The sequence below is a fragment of the Microbacterium sufflavum genome (assembly GCF_023101165.1).
GTDB lineage: Bacteria > Actinomycetota > Actinomycetes > Actinomycetales > Microbacteriaceae > Microbacterium > Microbacterium sufflavum.
Genome location: NZ_CP078076.1, coordinates 1,211,965 through 1,237,495, shown reverse-complemented (window position 1 = coordinate 1,237,495; position 25,531 = coordinate 1,211,965). Strand labels below are relative to the sequence as shown.

Here is a 25,531-nt window from a genome sequence, read left to right as displayed (position 1 = left end):
TTCTCGATCGTCAACGACAAAACACGATGTGAGAACCGGGTGTGCTAATTTGATCGCACCAACGACGGGGACGAAGGAGGCACCGCACATGGGCGTGACGAGTCCGCTGTCGATCGTGGCGCGCTGCGCCCTCCAGCTGCGCGACACGGGACCGGCGACCGTGAGCGATCTGTCCCGCTCGCTGGAGGTCTCCCGCACCTCGGTCGAGAACGCCGTGACCGTGCTCAGCGACTCCGGGCTGCTGGTCGACGCGCCCGCGCAGAACGGCGGAGGGGCCGGACGACCCGCCCGCCGGTACGCGTTCCACGCCGCCGCCGGCACCGTCGTGGGCGTCGACATCGGCGTCGCGAGCGTCCGGGTCGTGCTGTCCGACCTCGCCGGAGCGGTCGTCGCCCAGCACACCTACCCCGGCGTCTCGGCGCAGACCGACGGGGCCGCCAAGCTCGCCGCCGTCATCTCCCACATCCGCGGCACCCTCGCCGACACCGGCATCCCCGCGTCGCAGGTGCGCGCCGTCGGCGTCTCCCTCCCCGGGCTCGTCGACGACGCCGGCCGCGTGACCACCTCGGTCGTCATCCCCGAGTGGTCGGGCATCGACATCGGCTCGCAGCTGCGGCACGCGTTCGGGTGCCCGGTCGCCGTCGACAACGGCGTGCGTCTCGCCGCGGTCGCGGAACACCACCTCGGGGTCGCGCAGCTCGTCGACGACGTGATCTACCTGTCGGTCGGCAACCGCATCGCGATGGGCCTCATCCTCGGCGGACGCCCCCGCCGCGGCATCCACAACGCGGCGGGCGACATCGGACGCCTGGCCTTCCGCGGACTCAACAGCGAGACCGGGCAGATCCCCTGGCGCACGGCCCCCACCGCCGCGGAGGTGTTCGCCCTCGCGCGGGAGGGCGACCCCGGGGCACGCGAGGAGCTCGACGCGTTCATCGACGAGCTCGCGCACGGCATCGCCACGCTGATCCTCACGGTCGATCCCGCCATGGTCGTCATCGGCGGCGGACTCTCGGCGGCGCACGAGCAGCTGCTCGACCCGCTGCGGGCCGCGCTCCCCAGGCACCTCGGGCTGCCGTTCCAGGTGCCGGTCGCCGAGGCGCGACTGGGCGCGGAAGCCGCAGCGCACGGTGCGGTCGTGCACGCGTTCCAGCGGCACCCCGCCGAGATCTCCGGCATCGACGACATGCCAGCCCCGCCCATCACCCCCCTGCCGCACGAGCCGGTCACCGGCGACGACACCGAGGAGAAGCAGTGAGCACGTTGACAGTCGGACTCATCGGCGCGGGCGGCATCTCCCGCGTGCACGCCGACGCGTGGCGGGCGCTGGGCGTGCGGGGCTACGTGACCTCGCTCGACGGTGCCGAGGAGATCGCCGCGGAGTACGGCTTCGAGCTGGTCGCCGACGTCGACGCGCTGATCGAGCTGGTCGACCTGGTCGACATCGTCACGCCCAGCAGCACGCACGCCGACTTCGCGCTGCGCGCCATCGCCCGCGGTCGCGACGTGATCTGCGAGAAGCCGCTCGCCGCGACCGCCGAGGCCGCCGCAGAGGTGACCGCGGCCGCCGCTCGCGCCGGTGTCCGACTGTTCCCCGCGCACGTCGTGCGGTACATGGGCGAGTACGCGCAGATCAAGGCGGGCATCGAGGCCGGGCGTGTGGGCGAGCTCGCGGTGCAGCGGTTCAGCCGTGCGGGCTCCGCGCCGCAGACCGGGTGGTTCTTCTCCGAGCGGGCGGGCGGCGGCGTGATCCGCGACCTCATGATCCACGACATCGACCAGGCGCTGTGGTTCGCCGGACCGGTCGCCAGCGTCTACGCCGTGCAGAACCCGCCGACGGTGGACGACCGCGTGCCCGCGCCCGTGACCGCGCACGTCGTGCTCACCCACCGCAACGGCGTGCTCAGTCACCTGCACGCGAGCTGGGTGCAGCCCGGCATGCCGTTCCGCACGAGCGTCGAGGTCGCGGGATCGGCGGGCCGTCTGCGGTACGACAGCGCCGAGGACCACACCCTCCGCACCGACGCCGTGGTGCCCGAGGGCGACGCCGACTACCTGCCGCCGATGTCGCCAGAGGAGAGCCCGTACTACGCCGAGATCGCCGACTTCGTGGCCGCGATCCGCGAGGGCCGTGCGGCGCGCGTCGCCCCCGCCGACGGGATCGCCGCGGTCGCGGTCGCCGAGGCCGCCTACGCCTCCATCGCCTCGGGCTCCGCGGTCGCCCTCCCCGGGGAGACCACCGCGGCCGACTCCACCGCTCCCGATCCCGCCGCGCCCGCCACCGAGGAGGCCACCCGATGACCGCCCCCGCCCCGCTGCGCATCGCCGTCCTGTCGTTCGCGCACACGCACGCCCTCAGCTATGTGCACGCGCTGAAGGAGATGCCCGGCGTCGAGCTCATCGCGACCGACCCCGACGGCGCGGCCGCGCCCGACGACGCACCCCGCGGCGCGGAGCTCGCCGCCGAGCTGGGCGTGGCCTACGTCGACACGTACGACGAGGCCTTCGCGTGGAAGCCGGACGCCGTCGTGATCGCGGCCGAGAACTCCCGGCACCGCGCCCTCGTCGAGCGTGCTGCGGCGGCGGGCGTGCACGTGCTGTGCGAGAAGCCGCTGGCCACCACGGTCGAGGATGCGATCGCCATGCGCGACGCGTGCGAGACCGCGGGTGTGCTGCTCATGGTCGCCTATCCCGTGCGGTTCTCCCCCGCGGTGCGCGACGCGATCGCCGAACTGCGCAGCGGACGACTCGGGCGCATCCTCGGCGTGACCGGCATCAACAACGGCAAGCTCCCGCAGGACAGGGCCTGGTTCACCGACCCCGAGCTCGCGGGCGGCGGCGCGCTCGTCGACCACGTCGTCCACTGCGCCGACCTGCTCGACGAGCTGCTCGGCGAGCGAGCGGCGTCCGTGCGCGCCGTGTCGAACCGGATGCTGCACGCGCAGCGCGAGCTGTCGGTGGAGACGGGCGGGCTCGTCACGATCCAGTACCCGGGCGGCGTGGTCGCCACGATCGACTGCTCCTGGAGCTGGCCGATGAGCTCGGCCACGTGGGGCGGCCTCACGCTGCAGGTCGTCGCCGAGCGCGGCACCGTCACCGTGAGCCCGTTCGCGAAGGGCGTCGCCGGGCATGACGCGCACGGTGAGACCTGGAGCCCGGTCGGCGCCGACCTCGACGCGCTGCTGCTGGAGGAGTTCGTGCGTGCCGTGCGCGACGGCCGTCAGCCGCAGCCCGACGCCGGGGTGGGCATCCGCACGGTCGAGATCGTGAAGGCCGCGCAGGCCTCCGCCGCCCGCGACGGCGAGGTCGTGCACCTCTAGCCGGCGCCCACCCGCTCGATGCGGGCTCAGAATCGCGCCTTCAGGGCACCGCACACGCACCTTTTCGACCCTGGCACCACCGCGGCGGACACACCCGCTCGACGCGGGATCGAAACCGTCCCCGCGGAGCCCGCCCCCGGCACCTTTTCGATCCCGGCACACGGCTCACGCCCGGCACCCGGCACCCGGCCCCCGGCACACGGCAGGAGGTACGCGGGCATGGATGGAGGTGCGTCGGTGTTGCAGCAGACAGCACCGACACGGAGGAGCATCATGCGCATCGATCTGACCGGAAAGACCGCCCTCGTCACGGGCTCCACCCAGGGCATCGGCCGCGCCATCGCCACGGCCCTCGCCGACGCCGGGGCCCGCGTGGCGGTCAACGGCCGCAGCGCCGACACGGTCGCGGCGGTGGTCGCCGAGCTGCGGGAGGAGAATCCCGAGCGGAGCCTGGTGCCCGCGCCGGGCGATGTCACCACCGACGACGGCGCCGCGGCGGTGCTCGACACCACGGGCGACGTGGACGTGCTGGTGAACAACCTCGGGATCTTCGGCGCGACCCCGGCACTCGACATCTCCGACGACGAATGGCGCCGCTACTTCGAGGTGAACGTGCTCGCCGCCGTGCGACTCATCCGGACGACGCTGCCGGGCATGATGCAGCGCGGCTGGGGGCGGGTGCTCGACATCGCCAGCGACTCCGCCGTCGTGATCCCCGCGGAGATGATCCACTACGGCATGTCGAAGACGGCGCTGCTCGCGGTGTCGCGCGGCTTCGCGAAGGAGGCGGCGGGCACCGGCGTCACGGTGAACTCGGTGCTCGCGGGGCCCACCCACACGGGCGGCGTGGAGGACTTCGTGTACTCCCTCGTCGACCAGGACCTGCCGTGGGACGAGGCGCAGCGCGAGTTCATGCGCCTGCACCGCCCGCAGTCGCTGCTGCAGCGGCTGATCGAGCCGGAGGAGATCGCGAACATGGTCGCCTATCTCGCCTCGCCGCTCGCGTCGGCCACGACCGGCGCGGCGGTGCGGGTCGACGGCGGCTACATCGACGCGATCGTCCCGTAGCCGCCGCGGCGAGCGGCCCCGATCGGGCTCCGCCGCGACCGGGTCGCCAGGTCAGGGCGCGAAGACGGTCAGATCGCCGGCTGCGTAGTAGTTCTGCGTCATGGCGTCAATGCGCACGAGGTAGCGCTGGCGCTTCTCATCGAACGACACCACGGTGCCCACGGTGCCGGTCATGGGCGATCCGGTGATCTGCACCATGTCTCCGATGGCGAACTCGTTCATGTGTCTCCCTGTCCGGACGGTCGAACCTCCGCCGGGCCCCCGTCCAGGTTCCGGGAGTATGCTGGCACGTCGGGTCGTGTGACCCCCGAGAGTCCGGAAGGCGGTGATGGCGATGTCCGACGATAGTAACGACGCCGCCCTCGCTGCGTCGCGACTCCCTGCGCTCTCGCGTTGACCTCCCGGTCCGCGTCCGCACGTCCTGTTCCGCAGCCGTCGGCGGCGTCTCCCGCCCCCTGACGAATCCGCGCACGGAGCCTCCGCTGCCGTGCGCTCGCGAGAACGGAGCCGCATCATGGCGCTCATCGACAACGGCGTGTACGTCCACGGTCGTCGCGTGGAGACCCCGAGGAACCTGGACGAGACCTACCGCATGCTCGACGCGGCGGGCGGCATCGCCTGGATCGGCCTCTACCGCCCCAGCCCGGCGGAGGTCGAGTCCGTCGCGCGCGAGTTCGACCTGCATCCCCTCGCCGTGGAGGACGCGCTCTCCGGGCATCAGCGCTCGAAGGTGGAGCGCTACGGCGACACCCTGTTCGCGGTGCTGCGCCCGGCCCGCTACCGCGACAAGGAAGAGTCGATCGAGTTCGGCGAGCTGCACCTGTTCGTCGGGCCCGACTTCGTGGTGACCATCCGGCACGCCGAGTCGCCCAACCTCGCCGCCGTGCGCTCCCGCATGGAGGCGAACCCGGAGCTGCTGGCGATGGGACCGGAGGCCGTGCTGTACGCGATCCTCGACGAGGTGGTCGACGGCTACGAGCCGATCGTCGCCGGTCTGCTCAACGACATCGACGAGATCGAGGACCAGCTGTTCGGCGACGGCGCGGACGACAGCGCACTGTCCCGCCGCATCTACGAGCTGTCCCGCGAGGTGATCAACTTCCAGCGCGCCGTGCACCCCCTCAGCGGGATGCTGGAGTGGCTCCGCCGCGGGTCGGAGAAATACCGCATCGACGAGGAGCTGCAGCGGTCGCTGCGCGACGTGCTCGACCACACGATCCGCGTCAACGAGCGGGTGGACTCGTTCCGCGCGATCCTGGAGAACGCCCTCACGGTGCACTCGGCGCTGGTCGCGCGGCGGCAGACCGAGGCGGGCCTGGCGCAGAACGACGAGATCAAGAAGATCTCCTCCTGGGCGGCGATCATCTTCGCCCCCACGCTCGTCGGCACGGTGTACGGCATGAACTTCGACGTGATGCCCGAGCTGCACTGGGCGTTCGGGTACCCGATGGCGATCGGGGCGATGGCGGCGTTCGCGGTGGGCCTGTACGGGGTGTTCAAGTACAAGAAGTGGCTGTGACCGCCCCTGGTGGAACGTCCGTGACGGCACGTACGATCCACGGGGACGCGCGAAGGAGATCCACATGACGCAGCACACCCTGGAACTGCCCGACGTGGATCTCGTGTACGACGTGCACGGCCCGTTGCCCACGGCCGACGGGCGCCGTCCGCTGGTCATGATCGGCCAGCCGATGGACGCCAGCGGGTTCCAGGCCCAGGTGGCGCTCTTCCCCGACCGCACCGTCATCACGTACGACCCGCGCGGCCTGGGGCGCAGCGTGCGGCACGACGGGGGCGTCACCAACGAGCCGGAGACGCAGGCGGAAGACGTGCACGCGCTGATCGAGGCGCTCGGCGCCGGACCGGTCGACCTGTTCGCGAGCAGCGGCGGCGCGGTGACGGCGCTCGCCCTGGTCACCGCCCACCCGCACGACGTGGCCACCCTGGTCGCGCACGAGCCGCCGATCGATGCGGTGCTGCCCGACGCCGAGGCCGCCCGCCGCGCCAGGGCCGCCTACACCCGCGCGTATCAGGACCGCGGCTGGGGCGCCGGGATGGCGGGCTTCCTGGCGATGACCTCGTGGGAGGGCGAGTTCACCGAGGAGTTCCTCGCGCAGCCGCTGCCCGACCCCGCCGCGTTCGGGATGCCCGCCGACGACGACGGATCCCGCGACGATCCGCTGCTGTCGGAGCGGTCGTGGGCGGTCGTCGACTACACGCCAGACATCGCGGCGCTACAGGCGGCACCGACGCGGATCGTGGTGGCGGTGGGCGAGGAGTCGCTGACGGGGTACACCGGACGGACCGCGCTCGCGCTGGCCGAACGGCTGGGCCAGCAGGCGACCGTCTTCCCCAGCCACCACGGCGGCTTCCTGGGCGGGGAGTCCGGTTATGCGGGCCAGCCCGAGGCGTTCGCCGCCACGCTCCGTGAGGTGCTCGACGCGGAATGACGGGGGCGCTCAGTCCTCGTCGGAGCGGCTGATCTCGTCGAGGAGGTCGTCGAGGGTGTCGAACTCCACCGTCTCGGAGCCGTCGAGCGCACGCACCTCGACGCCGTCGACCTCCAACTCCTCGTCGAGCTGCACCAGGATGCGCGACTCCGGGAACTGCTTCGGAGCGACGAACGCGAGCAGCACGGCATCGGCGAACACCACGACCGACGTGGCCTCCAGGTCGTCGCGCAGATCGATCTGCTCGACCACGGGTTCGTCGTCCACCGCGTCGTCGATGTCCGACGCGACCTCGTCGACGATCGCCCGCCACCGCGACTCGTTCACCGACAGCACGCGCTCCAGCGTGGCGACCAGCGCGTCATCGTCGACCTCGTCGTGCTCGTCCAGCTCCGGATCGACGTTCACCGAGACCGTGGCGCCCGCCGCGTCGATCCCGGCGCGGCCGTACACCAGGCCGTTCTCCGCGACGGGGTCGTCGAGCAGACCGGAGTCGGCGATGCGGGCGAGGAGACGGTCGAGCGCAGACGAGGTCATCCGTCCAGTCTCCCGCATCCGGGGTCGCCGTGGTCGGCCGATAGGCTCGGAGCCGTGCCGAACGCCGAATCCCCCGCCCCCGCTTCCGCCACCGCCGACCTCCAGCGCCTCACCGCCGCCCTGGCCGATCCGGCGCCGCTGAACTGGCTGATCACGGGCGACTCGATCACCCACGGGCTGGTGCACACGCAGGGCGGACGCAGCTACCCCGAGCACCTGCACGAGCTCATCCGCGGCGAGCTCGCCCGCGTGCGCGACATCGTGATCAACTCGGCGATCAGCGGCAACCGCATCGCCGACATCCTCGACGACTGGGACCGCCGCGTCGCCTCCTGGAACCCCGACGTGGTGACCCTCATGATCGGCACGAACGATGTGTCGACCGGCGGCGAGCGCCCCGTGCTCTCGGCCGCCGAGTATGCGGAGTCGCTGCGGGAGTTCGTGCGGCGTGCGCGCGACCTCGACGCGGTCGTGGTGCTGCAGACGCCGCCCGCGGTGGACGGCCTCAACGCCCCGGAGCGGTCGCGGATCGCCGAGTTCGCCGAGGCCGTGCGGCGCGTCGCCGCGGAGGAGGACGTGCTCCTGGTCGACCAGTACGCCCGCTACGCCGAGCTGGGGAACGGCGGGGTGCCGTGGGGCCTGATGGGCGACCCGTTCCACCCGAACTCGGCCGGGCACGCGGCGCTCGCACTCGAACTCGCGCGCGCCCTCGGCCTGACGCCCGCGGGCAGCCGCACCCTGCCGCTGCTCGAGGCGCAGGTCGGCGCCGCCCGCCTCAACGCCTGACCCCGAGCCCGCGGGCAGCCGCCCGAGCCACCGGAACCGCCGGCGCCCCGAGCTGCCCGAGCGCTGACCGCAACGTCGGCTCAGCGCCGCGGCGGCAGCGGCTCGATCCAGATCGCGCCGGGCACCCGGGTCTCCGCGGCGACCTCGGCCGTGGGCACCCCGTCGCGCAGGCGCAGCGCCACGACCGCGCCGTCGGCGGAGTGCACCGCCAGCAGGTGCCGGCCGGTGAGCACGAGATGTTCCGGCCGGGAGCCGCCACCGGGCACCTCGGACACGCGCACCAGGCGGTCGCCGTCGATCCGGGCGGTCAGGATCGTGTCGGCGCCGCGGTTCGCGACGTGCACCAGGCCGCGCACGGGATCGTGCACCACCGTGCTGGGCGCGTTCGACCCGCCGGAGCCGTGCGCGGTCGCAGGCAGCACATCGAGCACGCGGCGCTCGGTGACCGAGGCCAGCACGAGCGTCGAGCCCAGCTCGCCCGAGAGCGCGACCCGTCCGCCGCCGAGGTCGGCCACGTGCCGGGGTCCCGTGCCCGCGGGGAGCTCCAGCGGCGCCCGCTCGGCGAGGGTCGTCGGGTCGAGGATGCGCAGCACGTCCGCGCCGAGGTCGGTCACGCCGATGCCGGCGGCGAGCGCGAGGGCGTCGTGGGCGTGCGGGCCGTCCTGTCGTTCGGGGTCGGGTCCACCGCCGGTGAACGCGGCCACTCGGGCGGCCGCGGCGAAGCCGCCGTCCCGGTCGAGGTCGACCACCCCGAGCGCCCCGTTCCCGTACCCGGGGATCAGCAGGCGCCGCGAAGCCGCGTCGAACCGCACCCGGCACGGCAGCTCCACCCCCGGCAGGGCGAGGCTCTGCCGCACGACCCAGTCGGCCGCGCCGTCGCCGGGCCCGCGCGTGAGCCGATGCAACGCGCCCTCGGGGGTGAGGCCCGCGGCGTACAGGGAGCCGGACGGGTGGGCGGCGAGCGCGAACGGCCGGTCGAGCGCGACCGCGGCGCCGCGCGCCTCCCACCGTTCGGTCTCGGGATGCCAGACCAGCGTCCACAGCGCCGGGCGCTCGGACATCGCGCACACCGCGAACTCGCTCGATGCCACCGTGGGCCCTCCCGCCGTCGTCGACACGTCCCCTCCCACTATGGCGTGCGCCGACGGCCGCACCGTCCCTCACGTCGAGCGGGTGAGGAGTGCTGGACGCGCCGGGTCGCGCACCACTATGTTGACGCCTGAGAGCAGCCGTCGAACCGGGGGGTCACCGATGTCACATGTTGTCGCAACCGGAGCCGGGAAGGCCATGATGGAGCGCCGGAACGATCCGACGCACGACTACATCCTGAGACTCACCGGCAAGGACAGACCGCGGGTGCTGTTCGTCGGCACCGCGACGGGCGACGACACCGCCTACATCGTGAGCTTCTACTCCACGTACGACTCCGACCGGTGCGCGCCGCACCACCTGCCGCTGTTCCACCGTGCGGTCGACGACCTCGCCGGGTTCGTGAAGGGCTTCGACGTGATCCACGTGGGCGGCGGCAACACCGCCAACATGCTCGACGTGTGGAAGCGGCAGGGACTCGACGAGATCATGCGCGAGATGTGGGAGGACCCGGCGTCGAACGTGGTGTTCACCGGCGGCAGCGCGGGCGGGATCTGCTGGTTCGAGGGCGGCACGACCGACAGCTACGGCCCCACGCTGCAGGTGCTGCCGGAGGGCCTTGGCTTCCTGCACGGCAGCTTCTGCCCGCACTACGACGCCGAGGACCAGCGCCGGCCGCTGTTCCACGCCTCCCTGCTCAGCGCGGAGCTGTCGACCGGCTACGCGGTGGGCAACCTCCAGTCGCTGCACTTCGAGAACTCCGAGTTCGTGACGGCGATCAGCCCGGTCGACGACCCCCTCGCCCTGCGGGTGGAAGCGGTGGACGGGCGGATCGTCGAGACCGAGCTGCCCGTGCAGGTGCTCACCGGTACCGGGCCCATCGCCACCGGACCCTCCTCCTGACCGGGCCATCCTGATGATCGGGGCATCGTCATGAACGACAACGTCTTCCTCCTCATCGCCCAGCTGATCGTCGTCGTCCTGGCGATCTTCATGGGCACCCGCACCAGCGGGATCGGCCTGGGCGTGTGGGGCCTCGTCGGCGTCGCCGTGCTGGTGTTCGTCTTCGGCGAGGCGCCGGGCAACGCCCCCGTCGACGCGGTGTTCATCGTCATCACCGTGATCACGGCCGCCTCGACCATGCAGGCCGCCGGAGGCATCGACTGGATGGTGTCCGTCGCGGCGAAGGTCATCCGCAAACGCCCCAAGTCGGTGGTGTTCCTCGCCCCCGCGATGTCGTTCCTGTTCACGGTCGGCGCGGGAACGGGCAACATCTTCTATCCGCTGCTGCCGGTGATCTACGACGTGTCGTACCAGCAGAAGATCCGTCCGGAGCGGGCGCTGGCGGTCTCGGCCGTGGCCTCGCAGGTCGGCATCCTGTGCTCCCCCGTGTCGGCTGCGACCGCCTCGATGGTGGTGCTGCTCGCGCCGCAGGGCGTGGACCTCGGCGGGCTGCTGCTCATCATGTGGCCGGCCTCCATCGCGGGACTCCTCGTCGCGGCGCTCGTGATGATGCGCCACGGCAAGGACCTGGAGGACGACCCGGAGTACCAGAAGCGCCTGGCGGACGGGCAGATCAAGCCGCCGGTCGTCGACGCGCACGAGAAGACGCTGCCGAAGACCGCGGTGCTCTCCGCATCGCTGTTCCTCGCGGGCGTCGCGGTGATCGTGTTCTTCGGCCTGTTCGAGAATCTGCGACCGGTGATCGGCACCGATGACGGTGGCGACCCCGTGCGTCTGAGCGTGACCGTCATCATCGAGGTCACCATGGGCATCATCGCCGCCCTCATCTTCGTGTTCTGCAAGGTGAAGGCGGCCGACGTGCCCAAGCAGCCCACGTTCCCCGCCGGCATCGTCGGCGCCATCGCCCTGTTCGGCATCGCGTGGCTGGCGAACACCTTCGTCGCCGCGAACCAGACGCTCATCGTCGATGGACTCGGCTCCGTGGTGTCGGGGTCGTCGGCGTTCCTGGGCGCGCTGCTGTTCGCGCTGGCGCTGTTCGCGGTCGCGATGCTCACCACGAGCCAGTCGAGCGCGACGAACGCGATCGTGCCGATCGGCATCACGATCGGGCTGCCCGCCCCGCTGCTGGTGGGCCTGTGGCCGGCGACCATGGGCATCTACACGCTGCCCGCCAACGGCAGCCAGGTCGCCACGGTCGCGTTCGACCAGACCGGCACGACCAAGATGGGCAAGTTCGTGGTCGACCACTCGTTCCAGCTGCCGAACCTGGTCTACGTCGGCACCGCGATCGTGGTCGGCGTCGCCCTGTCGTTCCTGTTCGCGTGACATGACCGCGGTGGGGTGACATGACCGACGTCGTCGACCGGTCGGCGCTGCGCCAGTTCCTGCTCGGGCTGGCGCAGGGGATGAACGCCTCGGCGGAGTCGGTCGACCGCATCCGCGACACGATCGCCGAGGTGGCGCGCGCGTCCGGCGGCGACGACACCGACTTCGTGGTGCTGCCGACGATCATCATCGTGGAGACGGGCGACGAGGAGGAGGAGCGCGTCGCCATCCGTTCCGCGACCAACGCGTCGTTCCGCTTCGACCAGATCGCGGCACTGTACGAGCTGATCGCGCAGGCCCGCACCGGCGCGGTCGCGCCGCGCGACGGCATCCGGCGGCTCAACGAGATCGGCGCGATGCGACCGCGCCTCGGCTGGTTCACGCGCACGCTCGGGCACGCGATCCTCACCACCGGGCTCGCCCTGCTGCTCGCCCCCACCTGGCAGGGCGCGACCGTCGCGTTCGTGCTCGGTTTCGGGATCGGGCTGCTCAAGCTCGTGCGCTCGCCCACGCTGCAGCTCATCATGCCGATCGCGGCGGCGTTCGTGTGCGCGACCGCGGTGTTCCTGCTCGCGGAGGCCGTGGAGGTCGGCGACCCGATCCGCGTGCTGATCGCCCCGCTGGTCACGTTCCTTCCGGGCGGGGTGCTGACCACCGCGACGGTCGAGCTCGCCGCCGGCCAGATGATCTCCGGGGCGTCGCGGCTGGTCTACGGGTTCGTGCAGCTCGCACTGCTGGCGTTCGGCATCCTCGCCGCGGGTGCCGTGGTGGGGGTGTCGTCCGATTCGTACGAGCCGCTCGATGCCTCCTCGTTCCTGCCGTGGTGGGTGCCGCTGCTGGGGATCCTCGTGTTCGCGCTGGGCAACTACCTCCATTTCTCGGCGCCGCCGTCGACCTTCGGATGGGTGCTGCTCGCGCTCGTGGTCGCCTACGTGGGCCAGTGGGCGGGCACCGAGTTCATCGATCCGGCCGTGGGCGGCTTCGTCGGCGCGCTCGCGGTGACCCCGGTGGTGTTCTGGATCGCGGGGCTGCGGCACGGGGCGCCGTCGCAGCTGACGTTCCTGCCGGCGTTCTGGCTGCTCGTGCCGGGGGCGGCCGGACTGGTCGGACTGACCGAGGCGTTCGCGACCGACAACGGCCTGGCCGACTTCGCCGCCGCCCTCGTGTCGGTCATGTCGATCGCGCTGGGCGTGCTGATCGGCACGGCCCTGTACCGCGTGGTGCACCACGGCGCCGAGGAGTTCGTGCAGTTCGCGGTGGCTCCGCCGCCCGCTCCCGACGACACCCCCGCGCCCACGCTGTGGCAGCGGCTCGCGCACCCGCTGCGACGGGTGGCGCGCCGCGTCGGGAGGGCCGAGCGGACTCCGCCGCGCCCGGATCAGCGATAGCCCTCGCGGCGATGTCCGGCGGCGGGGGACGGGGTGAGCCCCGCGCCGCGCGAGGGCGACGCGGGGCTCTCGCGTCAGAGGCTCGCGAGGATGTCCTTCATCTCCGCGATCTCGGCCGTCTGGGCGTCGACGATGTCCTGCGCGAGCGCCACCGCATCGGCGTTCTCGCCGTCCGCGAGCTGCACCTCCGCCATCTCCACCGCGCCCTCGTGGTGCACGATCATCTGCTCCAGGAACAGCCGCGACGCCTCGGGCCCGGTCGCGGCCTCGAGCGCGGCGAGGTCGTCGTCGCTCATCATGCCGTCGCCGTGGTCCATGGCGCTGGCGTCGGCCGCGTCGACACCCCAGTCGTCGAGCCAGCCCTGCAGCTGCTCGATCTCGGGCCCCTGCGCGGCCGTGATGCGTTCGGCGAGGTCGACCACGCGCGGGTCGACGCCGTCCTTCGCGAGCACGATGTCGGACATCTCGACCGCCTGCTGGTGGTGCACGATCATCATCGACGCGAACATCGCATCCGCGTCGTTCGCCCCGGCGGCCGGGGCGTCACTCGGGGAGTGGTCCATGCCGGAGTGGTCGGCGGGGCCCGCGGGCTCGCTCGACGCGCAGCCGGCGAGCGCGAGCGACCCCGCGATCACGAGGGCGGCCGCGGTACGGGTGGTTCGATTCTTCATGGGTCTCTCTTCTCGGTCTTCTCGATCGGATGGGCGAACGCGGTCGCGGTCGCCCCGGGCGCACGACGGCGCCTCAGGTCCGGCTGATGCAGAGCACGTGAAGAGACGGAGGTCGCGGGATCGGCAGGGTGCCGCGCGCGCGGAGGACGACCGTGGCCGCCGGTGCCGCGAGGGCCGGGGACGCCCGGTGGCGCAGGAGCAGGAGGAGCCCGCCGAGCAGGGCCAGCACGCACGCGGCGGCGCCGTCCGCTCCCCCGGCCGACGGCGCGGCGAGGTCGTGCGACGGCGGGGTGCTGCCCTCGTGGGAGGCGAGCGGCGCGGCGCGGTCGCCGCGGTCGTGGGCCGCGGAGCCCGGGCGGTCGTGGGCGGCGTCGCCGTGGGGCGCCGTCGCGACGACCGCGGCGTGACCGGGGCCGTGCGCCCCGGCGGTGCCGTGCAACCCGAGCGCGTGCATGCCGAGCAGCCCGAGCAGCACTCCGCCCGCGAGCACCACCGCGAGCAGTGCCCCGCGCAGCGCCCGTCGATCGGTCATGCCCCGATACTACCCGCAGGGGGTATAGGTATTCGGGGCATGTTCAGCGGACGACGCCCGCGCGGGCCAGCAGCCTCCGCACCGCGATCACGACCCCGGCGACCGCGACCTCCCCGACCACGCGCGCGGCCAGCGTCGCCACGAGCACCGCGGGCACCAGGTGCTCCGGCGAGAACACCGGCAGCGCGACCAGGAACAGCGCGATCCCCGCGACGGCCCCGGCCGCCAGGATCCGCCCTGCCCCCACCCGAGCGTCGCGCCGCAGCGGGAGCACGAGGTCGAGCACCAGACCGCCGAGCAGGAGCGGGACCAGCCCGAGTGGTCCGATCGGCGACACCGCGACCGTGAGCGCCCCGGCCACGAACGCCGTCAGCGTGGCGGCGCCCGGCGTGCGCGTGACCACGCGCGCCAGGAACGGCAGGGCCGTGTGCACAGCGGCGACCAGGGCGTAGGCCGGGGGCGAGGCGGCCGCGAGCACTCCGGTGACGGGAACGACCGCGAGGAACACGAGCGCCTGGATCGCACCGAGCGCCGCACTCACCAGCAGGGCGCTGGTCGGCACGCGTCGCACCGTCTTCGCCCGCCCGTCCGTCACGTCTCCGAGCCTAGAGGCCACGGCGGCCGGCCGATCACCGGCGTCGCTGCGGCGTCATGTCACCCGCCCGATCGTCATTTCGGAATATTGTGGAGGCGGGGACCTGGGGAGGGGACATGACGGATTCCGTCGCGCGTGAGAGCAGGCATCTGCCGCGCGTCTCGACGAACGTGATCGGGCGACCGCGGCTCAACGCAGCCCTCGAGACGGACACCCCGCTCACGCTGCTCCGCGGGGCATCGGGCTCGGGCAAGACCACCGCGGTGGTCGGCTGGGCGTTCGTCACCTCGTCCCGCGTGGTCTGGCTCACCGTGACCCCCGGGCGTGAGAGCAGCTCCGACCTCGCCCTGGCACTGCTGCGCGCCCTTCGCGAACAGGCGCCAGAGGGCAGGGCTCCCGCAGACCCCCCGACGGAGCCACCCGGAGAGCTGTGGGCCGCGGTCACCGAGCATCTGTGCCCGCTCACGGAGCCGCTGGTGATCGTGCTCGACGACGCCGCCGCGCTCGACCGCGAGAGCGTGTTCGACCTGTGTCGCACGATCGCCGCGCTCCCGCTCGTGCGACTCGTCGTCGCGACCAACCGGCCCAGTCCCTTCGACAGCGCCGGGCTGCGGCTGGTGATCGACACCGCGCTTCTCGGCCCGCAGGAGCTCATGTTCGACCACGACGAGATCCGCGCGATGCTCGACCCCGCCGTCGACGATGACACGGTCCAGGCGATCCAGGAGGCGACGGGCGGCTTCCCCGCGGCCGTCCGGGCGGCGGCCCTGCACGGGGGCGGGTCGGCCGTCGTCGAGGCGGCATCCGCGACGATCGAGGACTACCTCCGGGCTCGCATCGAGCGGGACGACTTCGCCGAGCGGACCCTGGACGATCTAGTCCGGCTCAGCATCACCGACGCCGTCGACACCCCCCTCGCTGCCGCACTGACGGGCAACCCCGACATCGTCCACGCCCTCGAGGAATCCGAGGTGTTCGGCTTCGGGCACTGGGAGCCCGGTGAGCCCCGCCTGTTCCGCCTGGCCCCGCACGCCCGCACCCTGCTGCGCCGCGAGCTCCGCCGCACACACCCGGCCGAGATCCCCCGGTTGCGGCGCCTCGCGGTGGAGGGCGCCGTGCGGCGGGGCGCTCCGTTCGAGGGGCTGCGTCTGGCCGTGGAGGAGGACGACCTCGCCCTCGCGGCACACGTGATCATGTCGGGATGGAGCCACCTGCTCGACCACGACGGCAGGGCGGTCGTGCGACTGCTCGGCGACCTCCCGATCGCACGCCTCAAGCAGGAGCCGCTCGTGGCGATGCTCCTCGGCATCTGCCTCAACGCCAACCGGCTGCGCCGCCTGCGCGGACTCCAGCTCCTGCGCCTGGCGGTCTCGGCAGCGAACGGGCGGAAGACCCGCCTCTCGGCGACCGAGCGCCTCTTCATCTGGACGGCCGAGAGCGCGGCCCTGCGGGTCATCGGCATGCCCGACCGGGCGGGACAGGTCGCGGCCCGTGCCCTCGCGCTGTTCACGGAGACCCCCGAGAGCGAGTGGCACCGCTACGCCCGGGAGATGCCGCTGCTGTGCACCCACCTCGCGCTGTCGCTGTACTACGGAGGCCGCCGCGAACAGGCGGTGGGGCTCTTGGAGGAGGCCGCGGCTCTCGCCGGTGCGCAGGGCACCGGCAACGGGTTCCACGCCATGAGCCTGCTCGCCGGGATCCACGCCAGGGCCGGAGACCTCCCCGAGGCGCGGCACTTCGTCGGCCTCCTCCGCGACGGCGGTCACAGCCAAGAGCTGCTCGACGGCTACCGCGGCACGTTCTACCGCGTGGCCGAGGCGATGCTCGCGGTCGAGGACGGCGACCTCCACGCCGCGAAACAGCACGTGCGGGCGTTCCTCCCCCACCGGGCGACGAGCGAGCACTGGACGACCATGGCCGCCGTGGAGGCGTGGATCGCGCTGCACGACGGCGACGCCGCGGGCGGGCTCGAACGCCTGGAGTCCTTCGCCAGGATGCGGGGACGCGAGGGCGCAACACCCCACGCACGCCAGGCCCTCAGCCGCCCGCGGATCCTGCTGCACCTCGCGCTCGGCGACGTCCGGGCCGCCCGCAGCATCAAGCAGCGCGACGCGCCGGGCGACCGCTTCGCGACGCTGCTGGAACGCGCCAGGGTGGCCCTGGTCGACGGTCGTGCGCCGGAGGCGGTGCGCATGCTGGCGCAGACGCGGCTCCAGCCGACCACGTCTCGCGAGCGCGCGGAGGCCGCGGCCGTGCAGAGCGCCGCCCTGCACCGCGTGACCCCGGCCGCCGCGCAGCCGACCACCGACGCGCTGGCCGCGCAGCTCGCCGACCGGGAGCTGCGGACCCCGATCGCCCTGCTCGGCGCCGAGGACTTCGCGGCCGTGCGCGCCGACCTGGCCCCCCTCGGCGGCGCGCCCCTGCCCACGCGTTCCGCGCTGCCGTCGTTCGCGACGCGGCCGCGACTGTCGTCCCGCGAGCAGGTCGTGCTGCACGCCCTCACCTCGGGGGCGGCGCTGCCGGACATCGCCGCCGAGCTGAGCGTGTCGCCGAACACCCTCAAGACCCAGCTGCGCAGCATCTACCGCAAGCTCGACGCGGCCAATCGCACCGAGGCGCTGGAGCAGGCCGCCCGGCACGGACTGCTCCCCGACTGATCCCGAGGGCCCCCGGCCGCGCGTGGGGCGGCGGCCGGGAGCCGGCGGGGGGTCGTCAGGCCTGCATGCGACGCCGGCGCACGATCAGCAGCGCGGCTCCGGCGAGCAGCAGGGCGATCGCGAGCATCAGCACCCAGGGCGCCAGCTGTCCGCCGGTGACGGCGAGCGGCGTCAGCACCCGGTTCTCGGTCGTGCCGGCGGGCGGGGTGATCGTCTCCCCTCCGGGCGGCGTGGCCGAGGCGACGGCCACGTTCCGCAGCGAGGCGCCTGCCGCGTCGGCGTGCACGGTCACGGCGTAGGTGATCACGACGCTCTCCCCCTCCGCGAGACTGCCCGTCCAGCGCAGCGCCGTCCCGTCGATCACGGGGGCGGCCACCTCGCGGTCACCCACCGTGGCCGTCGCCGTGCCGCGCAGGTCGGCGTGCCGCAGCACTCCGGCCAGGTCGTCCCGCACGACCACCTCGTCCAGCCCGGTCTCGCCGGTGTTGGTGCCGGTGAGCGTGTAGGTCACGACGCTTCCCGTCGCCACGGCCGTGCCCGAACCGGGGTCCGAGGTCTTCGCGAACGTGAAGCCGGGGGTGCCGACCGGGTTCTCCGTGGTCGTCGGCGGGGGCGTGATCACCGCGCCGCCCGGAGGCGTCGCCGTGCCCTCGACCGTGTTGGCGATGGTCGCACCGCCCGCGTCTGCGTGCACGGTCACCGAGTAGGTGATGGTGACGCGCTGGCCGACCGCGAGGTCGCCCGTCCACGTCAGCTCGTCGCCGGCCACGACCGGGGCGGGCGCGACGCCGTCGACCACGGTGGCCGTCGCGTCGCCGTTGTAGTCGGCGTGCGCGAGCACGCCCGACAGGTCGTCGTCGATGCTCACGGGCGCCAGAGCCGTCTCACCCGTGTTCACGCCGGTCACGGTGTACGTGATGACGCTGCCCGGGTCGACGCGGGTGCCGTCCGCGGGGTCGGCGGTCTTGCGCAGCTCGAAGCCGGGCGCGTTGACCGGGTGCTCGGTCGTGGCGGGCGGCGTCTCGATCGGCGGCACGCCCCCGGGCGGGGTCGCGGAGCCGGAGGCCCGGTTCGCCAGCACGGTGCCGCCCGCGTCGGCCGCCACGGTCACGGAGTACGTGAGGGTGACGGTCGCACCCACCGGCAGTCCACCGCTCCACGACAACCGGTCGCCCGCCACGGTGGGAGCCGTGGCCGGGACGCCGTCGATCGTGGCGGTCGCATCGCCGGTGAACGCGGCGTGGGCGAGCACCTCGGACAGGTCGTCCGTGATCGCGACGGGGTCGAGCGCCGTCTCACCCGTGTTCACACCTGTCACCGTGTAGGTGATGACCGCGCCGGGGTCGACCGCGGTGCCCGTCGCCGGGTCCGCGCTCTTCGACAGCGAGAAGCCCGGACGGTTCACCGGCGTGGTCGTGGTGCCGGGAGGCGGCGTGATGACGGAGCCGCCGGGCGGCGTGGCCGACGCGGTCGCCACGTTCTCGATCACGGTGCCGACGCCTTCTGCGGTCACAGTCACGGAGTAGGTGACGGTCACGGTCTCCCCAACCGCGAGCGACCCGCTCCAGGCGAGTGTCGCGCCGTCGACGGTCACGGCACCCGCGGACGCGCCGCCGATGGTCGCGACAGCGTCGCCGTTGTACGCCGCCGAGGGCAGCACGCCGGACAGGTCGTCCGTGATCGCGACCGGGTCGAGCACGGTCTCGCCGGTGTTCGCGGCGGTCAGCGTGTAGGTCAGCACGGTGCCGGGGTCGACGGCGGTGCCCGTGGCGGGGTCGACCGTCTTCGCGAACGTGAAGCCGGGCTCGTTCACCGGGTGCTCCGTGGTGGCGGGCGGCGGCGTGATCGGCGTGCCAGGCGTGGTCGGGCTGCCGGGGTCGCTCGGATCCGTGGGGATGAGCGGGGTCGCGGCGCCGGTGGCGGTGTTGGCGATGAGCTCGCCGCCCGCGGTGGCGTCGACCGTGACCGAGTAGGTGATCACCACGTCCTGCCCCGGGAGCAGTCGGCCGCTCCAGTTCAGCGTTCCGTCGGCCACGCGGACGTCGCCGCGGGTCGCGGTCGCATCGTCGTTCGAGCTCGCGTGGGCCAGCACGTCGCGCAGGTCGTCCGTGATCGTCGCCGGGTCGAGCACGGTGTCGCCCGTGTTGGTGCCCGTGACGGTGTACGTGATCACGCTGCCCGGGTCGACGCGGGTGCCCGACGCGGGGTCGGCCGTCTTCGAGATCGTGAAGCCGGAGCCGAGCACGGGGTGCTCCGTGGTGGAGGTCGGCGGGACGATCGGCTCACCGGGCACCAGCGGGCCGGTCGGGTCGCCGGGGTCGGGCGTGACCGGGGTGCCGGAGCCCGCGACGGTGTTGCGGAGGATCTCGCCCGAGGCGTCCTCTCCCACGGTCACGGAGTAGGTCACGGTCACGGTCTGCCCGGGCTGGAGGGCCCCGGTCCAGGCGAGGGTGCTGCCGGTGAGGGTCGCGCCGCCCGTGGTCAGGGTCGTGCCGTCGATCGCGGTCGTGAGGTCGTCGTTGTACGCGGCGTGGGCGAGCACGCCGGAGAGGTCGTCCGTGAGCGAGGCGGGGTCGAGCGGAGTCGCGCCGGTGTTGGTGCCGGTCACGGTGTACTGGATGGTCTGGCCGGGCTCGACCGTGCTGCCCGAGGCGGGCGACGAGGTCTTGACGAGCTCGAAGCCGGCGACGGGGTGCTCGGTCGTGACGGCCGGGGGGACGATCGGGTCGAAGCCGCCGGGGGGCGTGCCCGACGCGGTGACGCTGTTGGCGATGCGCTCGCCCTCCGCGCCCTCGTCGACGATCACCGAGTAGGTCACGGTCAGCACCTGGCCGGGCTCGAGCGCACCGTTCCAGGCGAGCTCGTCGCCCGTGACGGTCGCGGCGCCCGAGGTCACCGGGTCGCCGTCGATCGCGGTCGCCACGTCGCCCTGGTAGGTCGCGACGGCGCGCACGCCGGACAGGTCGTCGCTCACGGTCACCGGGTCGAGGCGCGTGTTGCCGGTGTTCTCCGCCTCGACCGTGTAGGTGACGCGCTGCCCCGCGGTCACGGCGGTGCCGTTCGCGGGATCCGAGGTCTTGCGCAGGGCCAGGCCGGGTGCGAGGCGCAGGTTCGTGTACGTGCAGGTGACGTCGGTGCCCAGCGGACCGGATGGCTGGGTGACCTGGCCGTCGGCGGTCACCGCGACCGGGGTCGTCGAGCCGTCGGGGTTGACCTGCACGCAGACCAGGGACGCGTCGTAGCGGGTCGGGTCGGTCGTGCCGGCAGGCGACTCGGAGAGCTGGAAGGCGTCGCCCTGGTTGGTGAACACCGGACCCGCGTAGTCGGGCTGCAGGCCGGGTTGCGCGCCACGTGTCGTGGCATCGGTCTGCGGCACCTGGTAGCCGGTGGGCGACTGCACGCGCAGCGCGAACTGGTCGGTGTCGGCCTGGCGCCCGTTCGGGAGGTCCTTCTTGAGCGTGAGGGTGTTGGGGAACGTGCAGCTGGCCATGTCGGTGGGTCCGAAGTTCCCCAGCGACGTGGTGTTCACGGTCGCCCCACGGGGCAGGTCCACCTCGATGATGCGGTTGCCGCCGCCGGACACCGACACGAAGATGTGCCCGAGGTTGCCGAACGCGATGCCGTTGCCCTGCACGCCCGCGCCCATGTCGTGCACCTGCTTGGCGTCGATCGTGGCGGTGCTCGGCTGCAGCGTGCTCGGCAGGTCGGACGAGTAGATGTAGTTGTCGGCCACGAGCACGAGCTGACCGGAGGCGCTGAAGGCCATGTCGCCGTTGGCGCCGAACGCGCTGCTGCCGGTGGTCGGGCGCAGCGTGCCGACCTGCACGTAGGTCTGCGGGGTGACGTTCTCGTTCCACGCGTACAGGTTGATGGCGCCGTTGATCGTGCCGCTGGCGAAGTAGTACACGCCGGTGACGGGGTGCACGGCGCCGCGCAGGACCGAGGAGTTGAGCGAGAACGAGGTGCGCGTGGTGGTGTCGGTCACGCGGTCGTGCTTCGCGAGCATCTTGCTGCCGGCGGCGTTCGTGACGGTGTACGCGTAGCGTCCGTTGGACGAGAGCCCGAGCGCGTTGTTGGAGTGGTTCGCGCCGAGGTTGATGCTGCTGAGCGTGCCGCCGTCGCCGGGGGCGCCGCCCTGCTCGTTCACCGCGAACTCGCGCACCTCGGAGGTGCTCTGCACGTACACCGCTCCCGGCGTGCAGAGGAACGGCTCGGCTGCTGCGGCCGGCGCCGCGGTGAGCGTGCCGCCCACCACGATCATCGACGAGGCGACGAGCGCGGTGCTCACCACACCGCCGATCAGCTTCCTGGTCCGGCTCCAGCGGCTCGGCCGCTGCTCACGGGCATCACGGAATCCCACGACTTCACTCCCCATCCATCGCTGTCCGCGGCGCGTGCGCGCACACGGAAGCCCCGCCCCCTCAGGCGACCGCCGAGCACCATCGGGTATGGCGTACTCGGTCCGGGCCTCCGCCAGACTGCCCGGGTGCGCAGCTCCGTCCCGGCCGGACCGGGAGAATTCACCCCGCCTTTTCACCCCACCCGGCGGGCGGATCCCCCTCGCCCGATGCTGACGGGGACGCCCGCCGCGCGGACGCCCCCGTCAGGCCGCACTACTCGCGCGAACCGATCTCCTCGATCGGCCGACGCCGCAGCGCCGCGCCCGTCGCGACGCGGAGGGCGACCAGCGCCAGCGCCCCCATGCCGCCGATGATCGCGAGCGAGCCGAGGACCGGCATCGCGGGGACCGGCTGTCCGGAGATGCCGTAGCTCATCCCCATCAGCGGCGGGATCGCCACGAGCACGCCGAACACCATCGAGATCGCGGCGACGAGGATCGCCTCGACCCGCATGGTGGCACGCACCTGGCCGCGGGTCGCCCCGATCAGCTGCAGCAGCGCCAGCTCGCGCGAGCGCTCACCGGTCGCCATCACGAGGGTGTTCACCACGGCGATCGCGATGTACCCGAGGATCACCAGCAGCGCGACGAGGTTCACCCAGCCCTGCTGCGAGACCGCATCCGCCCCGGTGGCCTTCTGCCCGGACGCGGGTGCGACGAGCAGCCCGCCCGCCGCGAGCGCATCGGCCGTCTGTGCCGCGTCGCCCTCCACGGACACGAGGGCGAACGCGTCGAGCCCCGCGGAGGTGTGGGCGCGCACGTGCGCGGCGTCCATGGTGAGGGCGCCGAAGCCGAGGCCCCGCTCGTAGACCGCGACCACGGTGGCCTCCAGCGCTGTGCCGTCGCCCATCGTCCCGGTGACCGTGTCGCCCAGGCCGACCCCGAGGGTGTGTGCGGTGTCGACGCTCACGGCGATGGCACGGCCGCCGTCGAGTGCCGCCAGCGCCCCCTCCTGCACCTGCAGGTCGAGCAGCCCGTCCACGGTCGCGGGGTCGACGCCCTGCAGCACGTACTCGGTGCGCTCGAGCTGGCCCTCGATGTCGCGCGAGTCGATTACGGCCGCGCTGAGCGCCACGCCCGAGGCCCCGGTCACCCCCGGTGCCCCCCGCAGCGCCTCGACCGTCGCGGGCGAGAGTCCCACGGGCGCGGACACCCGCAGTTCCGCGGTGACGCCGTCGCGGGCCTGCTGCGCCGCCTCGTCCGCGACGATCGCCGGTCCGCCGATCTGCACCAGTCCCAGCCCGATGCCGAGCGCGATGGGGAGGATCGCGGCCGCCAGCCGTCGACTGCCCGCCGCCGTGTTGGCGGCGGCGAGGAAGCCCGCCGCCGAGAGACGACGCAGCAGCGGGCCGACCAGCCGCACGCAGACCGCGACCAGCCACGGGCCGAGCAGCCCCAGCGCGACGATCAGCATCAGGGCGGCACCCGCCGAGGCGCCGACGGCCGCATCCCCGCGCACCACGAGCGGCACGGTCGAGACCGAGACCCCGGCGGCGGCGAACACGATCCCGGCGATGATGCGCGGCAGGCCGATGGGTCCCGGCCCGGTCGACGACTCGCGCAGCGCCTCGATGGGGTCCAGGCGCGCGGGGCGCCGCGCCGCGATCCGGGCCGCGCCCCACGCCGCGCCGAGCACCAGCAGCAGAGCACCGGCCGCGGGGATCGGGCTCACGGCGAGCGCGAAGTCGCCCGGGATCACCCCTCCGGCCACGAACGCGGTCTGCAGCACCGTCGAGAGCAGGTAGCCCGGAGCCAGGCCGAGCACCGCGGCGACCGCGGCGACCGCGAGCACCTCGCGGGCGATCAGCGCGTGCACCTGCTGCGGTGTCGCGCCCACCGCCCGGAGCAGCGCGTACTCCCGCCGTCGCGCCTGCACCGACAGCGACAGCGTGCCCGCCACGATGAACAGCGCCACGAGGATGCACGTGCCGACGAAGGCGCTGCCGATCGCGACGAGCATCGTGCGGGCGGCGCCGGAGTCGAGGAACTCCACGTCGCCGCGGGCGTCGCCGGTGCGGGCGACCACCCCGGGCAGGGTCTCGCCGATGCCGGTCGCCACGGCCTCCGCGTCCTCGCCCTCCACGAACACACCGAGCACCTGCGGGGCGCCGCCGTGCGGGTCGAGCTCGGCGATGCGGTCGCCCGTGAGGAACACGGCCGCCCCGCGCTCGGGCGGCACGGGCGCGGTCACCACGCCCACGACGCGGTAGTCCGCCGGCACGCCGCCGTGCGCGAGGGAGAGGGTGTCGCCCACCGCGTGCCCGGAGTCCGCGGTGACCACGACCTCCTCGGCCTCGGCGGGCTCGCGGCCGTCGCTGAGCGTGAAGCCCGTGAGCGCCGACGCCGCCCAGGGGTGCGCCTCCACGACCGCCGTCGGGTCCGGGGCTCCGGAGGCGGCGAGGGGTACGGTCACGTCGGCGACCACGGCCTCGACCCCGGGCAGCTCCGCGATCTCGCGGGCGGCGTCGGCGGGCAGCGGCGCACGCTCGCGCAGTGCCACGGGCAGGTCCTCCGGCACGTCGACCTGCTGCGCGGCGCCCACCACGACCTCGGCTGCCGTGTAGCGCTGCGGGGCGAGGCCGCCGCGGATGCCCGACTCCACGAGCACGCCGAGCCCGGTGACCAGGGCGCTCGCGACGAAGATCGCCACGAACACTCCGGCGAGGCTGCGCCGGTGGTGGCGCAGGTCGGCGCGGACGAGCCGTCCGAGGCCGAGCGACGCGGCGGCCATCACCACTCCCCGAGCGTGCTCATGCGGGCGGTGATCTCCTGCGCGGTGGCGCCGTCGAGGTGTCCCGCGAACGCGCCGTCGGCGAGGAAGACCACCCGGTCCGCGTGCGAGGCGACGACGGGGTCGTGCGTGACGACGACCACGGTCTGGTGCAGTTCCCGCGCGGTGTGGGCGAGCAGGTCGAGCACCTGGGCACCCGTGCGCGAGTCGAGCGCGCCGGTCGGCTCGTCGCCGAACACCACGTGCGGGCGGGTGATGAGCGCGCGGGCGATGGCCACCCGCTGCTGCTGGCCGCCGGAGAGCTCGGCGGGTCGGCGGTGGCGTCGGTCCGCGAGCCCCACCGCGTCGAGCAGTGTCTCGAGCCACCGGTGGTCGATGGCGCGTCCGCCCAGCCGCAGCGGGAGGGTGATGTTGTCCTCCACGGTCAGCGCGGGCAGCAGGTTGTACGCCTGGAACACGAAGCCGACGTGGTCGCGGCGGAACGTCGTGAGCTGGCGCGCCTTCAGGGCGGAGATCTCGGTGCCGCCGAGGTGGACGGTGCCGCTGGTCGGGCGATCGAGCCCCGCTGCACTGTGCAGCAGCGTGCTCTTGCCCGAGCCGGACGGCCCCATGATCGCCGTGAAGGAGCCCTTCGCGATGGCCAGGTTCACGCCGCGGAGAGCGGTGACGCGCGCGGCGCCGGAGCCGTACGTCTTGACGAGTCCGGAGAGGCGGAGCGCCTCGGTCGGTGCCGCCTCGACGAGCGGCGCAGGGGGTGTGGTGGTCATGCTTCGACGCTAGGAACACCGAGCGGGCGGCCCCATCCCGCCCGGTCCCCGATCGATGGTGGAGCTGGCTATACCGTGCCGCGCTGCGCGTGGGTTACGGATCAGCAGGTTCCGCGGGCTCGATAATCGGGGGAGAGGCAACACCGCCAGGGCCTCGCCGATCGCCTGCCATCGAGCGCAGTCCTCTTCGCTGAGCGGCTTGTCGGGATGCCCGCCCAACTACGTGCCCTCCCCGCGCAGATTGCGCCTTGG

20 protein-coding genes are annotated in these 25,531 nt (G+C 73.2%); 11 read left to right on the top strand and 9 right to left on the bottom strand.

From position 1 onward, the window contains the following. Window positions 1-88 precede the first annotated feature (88 nt). The 4 genes from KV394_RS06175 to KV394_RS06160 all read left to right on the top strand — a co-directional run bounded on the left by KV394_RS06175 (window position 89) and on the right by KV394_RS06160 (window position 4,388). Entirely contained in the window at window positions 89-1,258 is a 1,170-nt protein-coding gene (locus KV394_RS06175; RefSeq protein WP_247982570.1) for an ROK family transcriptional regulator, read from the top strand. Continuing rightward, window positions 1,255-2,301 (top strand): Gfo/Idh/MocA family protein, encoded by a 1,047-nt coding sequence (locus tag KV394_RS06170; protein WP_247982569.1) that lies wholly within the window; start codon window positions 1,255-1,257, stop codon window positions 2,299-2,301. The genes KV394_RS06175 and KV394_RS06170 overlap by 4 nt, the downstream gene beginning before the upstream one ends. Next, entirely contained in the window at window positions 2,298-3,320 is a 1,023-nt protein-coding gene (locus KV394_RS06165) for a Gfo/Idh/MocA family protein (RefSeq protein WP_247982568.1), read from the top strand. The genes KV394_RS06170 and KV394_RS06165 overlap by 4 nt, the downstream gene beginning before the upstream one ends. A gap of 273 nt (window positions 3,321-3,593) precedes the next feature. Further along, window positions 3,594-4,388 carry an SDR family NAD(P)-dependent oxidoreductase gene (locus KV394_RS06160; protein ID WP_247982567.1) on the top strand — a complete coding sequence of 265 codons (795 nt, stop codon included), beginning with the start codon at window positions 3,594-3,596 and terminating at the stop codon, window positions 4,386-4,388. Between the two features lie 51 nt (window positions 4,389-4,439). On the opposite strand, the gene KV394_RS06155 is transcribed toward KV394_RS06160, so the two are convergent. Then, window positions 4,440-4,610: a KOW domain-containing RNA-binding protein gene (locus tag KV394_RS06155; RefSeq protein ID WP_247982566.1), complete on the bottom strand. Its 171-nt coding sequence runs from the start codon at window positions 4,608-4,610 to the stop codon at window positions 4,440-4,442. A 292-nt stretch (window positions 4,611-4,902) separates the two neighbouring features. On the opposite strand from KV394_RS06155, the gene KV394_RS06150 reads away from it, so the two are divergent. Next, window positions 4,903-5,907 carry a magnesium and cobalt transport protein CorA gene (locus KV394_RS06150; protein ID WP_136030501.1) on the top strand — a complete coding sequence of 335 codons (1,005 nt, stop codon included), beginning with the start codon at window positions 4,903-4,905 and terminating at the stop codon, window positions 5,905-5,907. 64 nt (window positions 5,908-5,971) lie between these two features. Further along, on the top strand, window positions 5,972-6,838 hold the full coding sequence (locus tag KV394_RS06145) for an alpha/beta fold hydrolase (protein WP_136030503.1): 867 nt from the start codon (window positions 5,972-5,974) through the stop codon (window positions 6,836-6,838). Window positions 6,839-6,847: 9 nt separating this feature from the next. On the opposite strand, the gene KV394_RS06140 is transcribed toward KV394_RS06145, so the two are convergent. Further along, window positions 6,848-7,375 carry a hypothetical protein gene (locus KV394_RS06140; protein ID WP_206252051.1) on the bottom strand — a complete coding sequence of 176 codons (528 nt, stop codon included), beginning with the start codon at window positions 7,373-7,375 and terminating at the stop codon, window positions 6,848-6,850. Window positions 7,376-7,429: 54 nt separating this feature from the next. Here KV394_RS06140 and KV394_RS06135 point away from each other — a divergent pair, with 54 nt between their 5' ends. Next, window positions 7,430-8,161 (top strand): SGNH/GDSL hydrolase family protein, encoded by a 732-nt coding sequence (locus tag KV394_RS06135; protein WP_247982565.1) that lies wholly within the window; start codon window positions 7,430-7,432, stop codon window positions 8,159-8,161. An 80-nt stretch (window positions 8,162-8,241) separates the two neighbouring features. Here KV394_RS06135 and KV394_RS06130 read toward each other — a convergent pair whose 3' ends face one another. Next, a complete protein-coding gene (locus KV394_RS06130; protein ID WP_247982564.1) occupies window positions 8,242-9,279 on the bottom strand; it encodes a lactonase family protein in 1,038 nt (345 codons plus the stop codon). A 133-nt stretch (window positions 9,280-9,412) separates the two neighbouring features. On the opposite strand from KV394_RS06130, the gene KV394_RS06125 reads away from it, so the two are divergent. The 3 genes from KV394_RS06125 to KV394_RS06115 are packed head-to-tail and all read left to right on the top strand — an operon-like array spanning window position 9,413 to window position 12,927. Next, a complete protein-coding gene (locus tag KV394_RS06125) occupies window positions 9,413-10,153 on the top strand; it encodes a Type 1 glutamine amidotransferase-like domain-containing protein (RefSeq protein WP_247982563.1) in 741 nt (246 codons plus the stop codon). Window positions 10,154-10,183: 30 nt separating this feature from the next. Next, the gene (locus KV394_RS06120) at window positions 10,184-11,539 is read left to right on the top strand and encodes an anaerobic C4-dicarboxylate transporter family protein (RefSeq protein WP_136030513.1); all 1,356 of its coding nucleotides are present in this window, start codon (window positions 10,184-10,186) and stop codon (window positions 11,537-11,539) included. Between the two features lie 20 nt (window positions 11,540-11,559). Then, window positions 11,560-12,927 (top strand): threonine/serine exporter family protein, encoded by a 1,368-nt coding sequence (locus tag KV394_RS06115; protein WP_136030515.1) that lies wholly within the window; start codon window positions 11,560-11,562, stop codon window positions 12,925-12,927. A 74-nt stretch (window positions 12,928-13,001) separates the two neighbouring features. Here the strand turns inward: KV394_RS06115 and KV394_RS06110 are convergent, their stop codons facing one another. The 3 genes from KV394_RS06110 to KV394_RS06100 all read right to left on the bottom strand — a co-directional run bounded on the left by KV394_RS06110 (window position 13,002) and on the right by KV394_RS06100 (window position 14,725). Further along, window positions 13,002-13,598, bottom strand: coding sequence for a DUF305 domain-containing protein (locus KV394_RS06110; protein ID WP_247982562.1), 597 nt, complete (start codon window positions 13,596-13,598; stop codon window positions 13,002-13,004). 73 nt (window positions 13,599-13,671) lie between these two features. After that, complete coding sequence (locus KV394_RS06105) at window positions 13,672-14,130, bottom strand: DUF6153 family protein (RefSeq protein ID WP_247982561.1); 459 nt, start codon at window positions 14,128-14,130, stop codon at window positions 13,672-13,674. A gap of 43 nt (window positions 14,131-14,173) precedes the next feature. Then, window positions 14,174-14,725 carry an ECF transporter S component gene (locus KV394_RS06100; protein WP_168442881.1) on the bottom strand — a complete coding sequence of 184 codons (552 nt, stop codon included), beginning with the start codon at window positions 14,723-14,725 and terminating at the stop codon, window positions 14,174-14,176. A 116-nt stretch (window positions 14,726-14,841) separates the two neighbouring features. Here KV394_RS06100 and KV394_RS06095 point away from each other — a divergent pair, with 116 nt between their 5' ends. Next, entirely contained in the window at window positions 14,842-17,382 is a 2,541-nt protein-coding gene (locus KV394_RS06095; RefSeq protein ID WP_247982560.1) for a LuxR C-terminal-related transcriptional regulator, read from the top strand. A gap of 55 nt (window positions 17,383-17,437) precedes the next feature. On the opposite strand, the gene KV394_RS06090 is transcribed toward KV394_RS06095, so the two are convergent. The 3 genes from KV394_RS06090 to KV394_RS06080 form a co-directional block, all read right to left on the bottom strand. Beyond that, the gene (locus KV394_RS06090; protein ID WP_247982559.1) at window positions 17,438-21,742 is read right to left on the bottom strand and encodes an isopeptide-forming domain-containing fimbrial protein; all 4,305 of its coding nucleotides are present in this window, start codon (window positions 21,740-21,742) and stop codon (window positions 17,438-17,440) included. 253 nt (window positions 21,743-21,995) lie between these two features. After that, window positions 21,996-24,512, bottom strand: coding sequence for an FtsX-like permease family protein (locus KV394_RS06085; RefSeq protein WP_247982558.1), 2,517 nt, complete (start codon window positions 24,510-24,512; stop codon window positions 21,996-21,998). Further along, complete coding sequence (locus tag KV394_RS06080; RefSeq protein ID WP_247638100.1) at window positions 24,512-25,279, bottom strand: ABC transporter ATP-binding protein; 768 nt, start codon at window positions 25,277-25,279, stop codon at window positions 24,512-24,514. Before KV394_RS06080 ends, KV394_RS06085 begins: the two co-directional genes overlap by 1 nt. Between the last annotated feature and the right edge of the window lie 252 nt (window positions 25,280-25,531).

Excerpts from the sequence above, each read along its gene's own strand:
- KV394_RS06145 (WP_136030503.1), top strand. The coding sequence starts at position 5,972 with ATGACGCAGCACACCCTGGAACTGCCCGACGTGGATCTCGTGTACGAC.
- KV394_RS06115 (WP_136030515.1), top strand. The coding sequence starts at position 11,560 with ATGACCGACGTCGTCGACCGGTCGGCGCTGCGCCAGTTCCTGCTCGGG.
- KV394_RS06125 (WP_247982563.1), top strand. The coding sequence starts at position 9,413 with ATGTCACATGTTGTCGCAACCGGAGCCGGGAAGGCCATGATGGAGCGC.
- KV394_RS06095 (WP_247982560.1), top strand. The coding sequence starts at position 14,842 with ATGACGGATTCCGTCGCGCGTGAGAGCAGGCATCTGCCGCGCGTCTCG.
- KV394_RS06105 (WP_247982561.1), bottom strand. The coding sequence starts at position 14,130 with ATGACCGATCGACGGGCGCTGCGCGGGGCACTGCTCGCGGTGGTGCTC.
- KV394_RS06140 (WP_206252051.1), bottom strand. The coding sequence starts at position 7,375 with ATGACCTCGTCTGCGCTCGACCGTCTCCTCGCCCGCATCGCCGACTCC.
- KV394_RS06110 (WP_247982562.1), bottom strand. The coding sequence starts at position 13,598 with ATGAAGAATCGAACCACCCGTACCGCGGCCGCCCTCGTGATCGCGGGG.
- KV394_RS06120 (WP_136030513.1), top strand. The coding sequence starts at position 10,184 with ATGAACGACAACGTCTTCCTCCTCATCGCCCAGCTGATCGTCGTCGTC.
- KV394_RS06150 (WP_136030501.1), top strand. The coding sequence starts at position 4,903 with ATGGCGCTCATCGACAACGGCGTGTACGTCCACGGTCGTCGCGTGGAG.
- KV394_RS06085 (WP_247982558.1), bottom strand. The coding sequence starts at position 24,512 with ATGGCCGCCGCGTCGCTCGGCCTCGGACGGCTCGTCCGCGCCGACCTG.
- KV394_RS06080 (WP_247638100.1), bottom strand. The coding sequence starts at position 25,279 with ATGACCACCACACCCCCTGCGCCGCTCGTCGAGGCGGCACCGACCGAG.
- KV394_RS06175 (WP_247982570.1), top strand. The coding sequence starts at position 89 with ATGGGCGTGACGAGTCCGCTGTCGATCGTGGCGCGCTGCGCCCTCCAG.
- KV394_RS06155 (WP_247982566.1), bottom strand. The coding sequence starts at position 4,610 with ATGAACGAGTTCGCCATCGGAGACATGGTGCAGATCACCGGATCGCCC.
- KV394_RS06165 (WP_247982568.1), top strand. The coding sequence starts at position 2,298 with ATGACCGCCCCCGCCCCGCTGCGCATCGCCGTCCTGTCGTTCGCGCAC.
- KV394_RS06160 (WP_247982567.1), top strand. The coding sequence starts at position 3,594 with ATGCGCATCGATCTGACCGGAAAGACCGCCCTCGTCACGGGCTCCACC.